Genomic DNA, 3,484 nt, shown 5'->3' on the forward strand with positions numbered 1-3,484 from the left:
TCCAATTCGTTAACAAAGTGGCTCTCACTGATTAACTCACTGGCCTTATGGCAGTGAAATATTCAATTGAATTTCTTTCTTAAAATAAATACTAACTCGTTAGTATTTAAAATATATGGTATAATATACCTGACCGTCAAGACATTTTTTTCATAAATTTTTACAACAAGGGGTAGCATATGCAAAAGAACAAACATCAACTAAAAAGAGAGTTATCGTTTCAAAGGCTAATCGAAGCGTCATTAAAAATATTCGCGGAAAGGGGTTACGAGAAAGCAGCAATTGATGATATTGCTAAAGAGGCGGGATACACAAAAGGGGTTTTTTATCTTCATTTCACCAGCAAGGAAGAACTATTCCTCAAATTAATGGATACCAGATTAGAAACTTTTAAACGACAATTTTTTCGGTTTTTTACGGCTGGTGAAAATATCGAGGAGAGTGTTAGGAGAGGAGTAACACTTTTTATTGACTTAACCAAAAAAGATAATTGGACTCCTATCTATTTTGAGTTCTGTGTTAATGCAATGAGGAATGTGGAAATCAAAAGAAAAATGGTTGTTCATTACAACAGTTGGATTGATATGGTTGTTTCCGTTCTCAAACAACTGTATCGATTTCAAGATTATGAAGATACAAAACTAAAAGAACTTGCTGCATTAATAATTGCAATAATCGATGGTTATCATCTTCAATACAGCATTGACCCCAGTATTGCAGACCCAAATACAATAATTGAGATTATTATTCAACTATTAAGTTCGTCTAAACGTTGATGGAAATAAGTTATTTTTTCTTTGCGGTGAAAATTAAGTCCCGAATCGAATCCGATTCGGGACTTTCGTGATACAGCAACCAATTACTTGCCGTAACGGGCTTTGCATTCTTCGAGGAGGCGAGCTGCCACATCGGTACCCTGCCAGCCATCGATTGTAACTTTCTTGTTTTCAAGGTCTTTGTATACTTGGAAGAAATGGGCGATCTCTTTCAATACGTGCGGCGCCACATCCTCCAATGTATGTACTTCCTTGAAACGGGGATCTTCTGTCGGAACCGCGAGAAGCTTCTCGTCTTTCCCTTTGTCGTCTGTCATCAAGAGAACGCCGATTACCCGGGATTCGATCACACAACCGGGGAAGGTTGGGAAAGAAGTGATAACGAGAATGTCGAGCGGATCCCCGTCTTCTGCCAGCGTGTTCTCAATGTAGCCATATTCGGTCGGATAGTGCATCGGAGAGAACAATACACGGTCCAGTTTAAAGCGTCCGGTTTCCTTGTCAAACTCATATTTGTTTTGACTGCCGGTAGGAATTTCAATAAATGCATCCACAACCAAAGCCATTCCAGTCTTCCTCCTTTGAAATCTCAAAAAATTCACCTCCTCATTATAGCAACAAAGAATTTTTGTGACAAACCATTTCGTGGCAAGCCGACCTGATTAGGGGGGAAGTTGACTCATATCCGCGGCAGGAATATAATTGTATTTGTATGAACCTATATGTTTCTTCGTTAGGTGAGGCTTCTGCATAGATCATACGCCACTACCCGGAAACGTCGAGAGACGCCAATGGGTCAACAGGTACTACCGGCTTAAGGTTTTACCTAATGTGGCTGAACTCTTTACGGGTTCTAGCTATGCACGTGCTAAAGCTTGGACGAGTGAAGAAGGCGAATCGGAGCAGTCCGGCATTCTTTGGAATGGCGTTGTTTGACTCAGAGCCTTCAATTTATTTGAAGGCTCTTTTTGTTTTCTGCATACGCTAAGCTTAGGCACCGCAGAAAGGGGGTACAACCGGATGATTAAAACCTATTTTTACAATCACGAAGAGAAAAAAATGTACCATGATGTGGATCTGCTGCGCAAAGGGGAACTTCTGCAAAATGAGGCGAACCTGCTGTGGATCGATCTTTACAATTGCACGGTGGACGAATTAAAATTCGTCGGCGCGATCTTTGATTTCCATCCGTTGGCCATCGAAGACTGTTTGCACGATTCCCCCCGATCCAAGGTGGACAATTATGATGATTATTACTTTTTCGTGTTTCATGCGCTGCGTTACGATGAGGAAAGCGAACGAGAAATCACGACTGAGGAACTGAACGTCTTCTTGGGAAAAAACTATATTGTGACTGTACATCAAAATCCGCTTCATTCGATCGGAAGAATTGCCGCCCGTTCTTTGCGTGAACCTCATTATATGAACAAAGGGCCTGATTTTCTCTTATATTCGATTGTGGACGGGATCACGGATGAGTACTTCCCGATCATGGAGCGTATTTCCACACGTATTGATGAGCTGGAAGATGAAATGTACGAACATCCGGCACAAGAAATTACGGAAGAATTCCTGGCGCTGAAACGCACGATTGTTTTGATTCGCCGTGTCATTCAACCAAAGAAACGGATCTTCTCGAATGTCGGGGGGAGGTATTCGTTTGATGTGCAGGAAGACAACGTTCCGTATTTCATTGACCTGGTGGACCATTTGGAACGGATTTCGGACTCGCTTGAAGTATTCCGCGATCTCGTTTCCGGCGCCATGGAGACTTATTACTCTTTGGTTACAGCGAGGACCAACGATACCATCCGGGTTCTGACCATTATCTCGACCGTGGCGATGCCGCTTACCTTTATAACCGGATTTTTTGGAATGAATGTACCGTTGCCTTACCATGAAAGTCCGTGGTCAACAGTAGCCATCACCCTTTTGCTGACGGGTATGACCTACGGCATGCTGAAAGTGTTCAGGCAAAAGAAGTGGATCTAGAAAACTATCCCATCAAGTGACATCAGCCTTTTTCCGGATTAAAGCGACTATCAACAATAACAACGGAATCGCAAATGTAATGGTGATATTAAAAGGAATGTTTGTTGTCCTCAAGAAACTGGAAAGTTCTTGCAGGTTTGGAGCTACCAAAATACTGTATACTATAATGTAAATCCCCAGCGGCAGGACAAGCGGGCGATAGTTGCTAAGCCCCAGCCATTGGGCAGTCCCAAGTGAGAGTAAGTAGTAAAAAACGGAAATTTTAACAAATGCCCCGGCAACCCATACAGCCATAACAATGGACTCTAAATGTTCTAAAAAATCGGCTATACTAATCCTGAAATATTCATAGGTGCTTAGAACGATTGGGTGAAATGGAAGATTTTGTGATATTCTACCGTATTTGTGAAACGATCAGTCTGCTCGGTATCAGAGAGTAGCCACCTACTCTCTTTGGGTATGGTTATTAATTCATTATTTAAATAAATATGGATATTGAATGACATACGTATCCGTTGGATCAATGAGCATTTTTTTTTAAATGTCTATCATTCACAGTCCATCAACCGAAACGGGGTAAACGCTGAATGTTACGAAACGTTTGGATGAATGCATCCCGGTATATGCAGGAGCTGCACAGCTTCCCCGTCCAGTATCGACCGGAGCTGACCAGCTTACCCGCAATCTTAACGAGCTTGGAGCGCAGTGTCTCCATC

Annotated in this window: 4 protein-coding genes and 1 riboswitch; of the genes, 2 read left to right on the forward strand and 2 right to left on the reverse strand. The window is 42.1% G+C overall.

What is annotated here, in order from left to right; genetic code table 11:
- Positions 1 to 179 precede the first annotated feature (179 nt).
- On the forward strand, positions 180 to 776 hold the full coding sequence (locus ACFO8Q_RS18120; RefSeq protein WP_380027598.1) for a TetR/AcrR family transcriptional regulator: 597 nt from the start codon (positions 180 to 182) through the stop codon (positions 774 to 776).
- An 83-nt stretch (positions 777 to 859) separates the two neighbouring features.
- Here ACFO8Q_RS18120 and ACFO8Q_RS18125 read toward each other — a convergent pair whose 3' ends face one another.
- On the reverse strand, positions 860 to 1,342 hold the full coding sequence (locus tag ACFO8Q_RS18125; RefSeq protein WP_380027601.1) for an inorganic diphosphatase: 483 nt from the start codon (positions 1,340 to 1,342) through the stop codon (positions 860 to 862).
- A gap of 156 nt (positions 1,343 to 1,498) precedes the next feature.
- A riboswitch (M-box (ykoK) riboswitch) is annotated at positions 1,499 to 1,671 on the forward strand.
- 125 nt (positions 1,672 to 1,796) lie between these two features.
- Between ACFO8Q_RS18125 and corA the strand changes: the two genes are divergently transcribed.
- Positions 1,797 to 2,768, forward strand: a complete 972-nt coding sequence (gene corA / locus ACFO8Q_RS18130) for a magnesium/cobalt transporter CorA (protein WP_380027603.1) — start codon at positions 1,797 to 1,799, stop codon at positions 2,766 to 2,768.
- A 12-nt stretch (positions 2,769 to 2,780) separates the two neighbouring features.
- Here corA and ACFO8Q_RS18135 read toward each other — a convergent pair whose 3' ends face one another.
- Positions 2,781 to 3,161 carry a GerAB/ArcD/ProY family transporter gene (locus ACFO8Q_RS18135; protein WP_380027605.1) on the reverse strand — a complete coding sequence of 127 codons (381 nt, stop codon included), beginning with the start codon at positions 3,159 to 3,161 and terminating at the stop codon, positions 2,781 to 2,783.
- Positions 3,162 to 3,484: the final 323 nt, after the last annotated feature.

The sequence above is a fragment of the Effusibacillus consociatus genome, assembly GCF_042652925.1.
In the GTDB taxonomy this organism is placed as follows: domain Bacteria; phylum Bacillota; class Bacilli; order Tumebacillales; family Effusibacillaceae; genus Effusibacillus; species Effusibacillus consociatus.

Excerpts from the sequence above, each read along its gene's own strand:
- ACFO8Q_RS18120 (WP_380027598.1), top strand. The coding sequence starts at position 180 with ATGCAAAAGAACAAACATCAACTAAAAAGAGAGTTATCGTTTCAAAGG.
- ACFO8Q_RS18125 (WP_380027601.1), bottom strand. The coding sequence starts at position 1,342 with ATGGCTTTGGTTGTGGATGCATTTATTGAAATTCCTACCGGCAGTCAA.
- corA (WP_380027603.1), top strand. The coding sequence starts at position 1,797 with ATGATTAAAACCTATTTTTACAATCACGAAGAGAAAAAAATGTACCAT.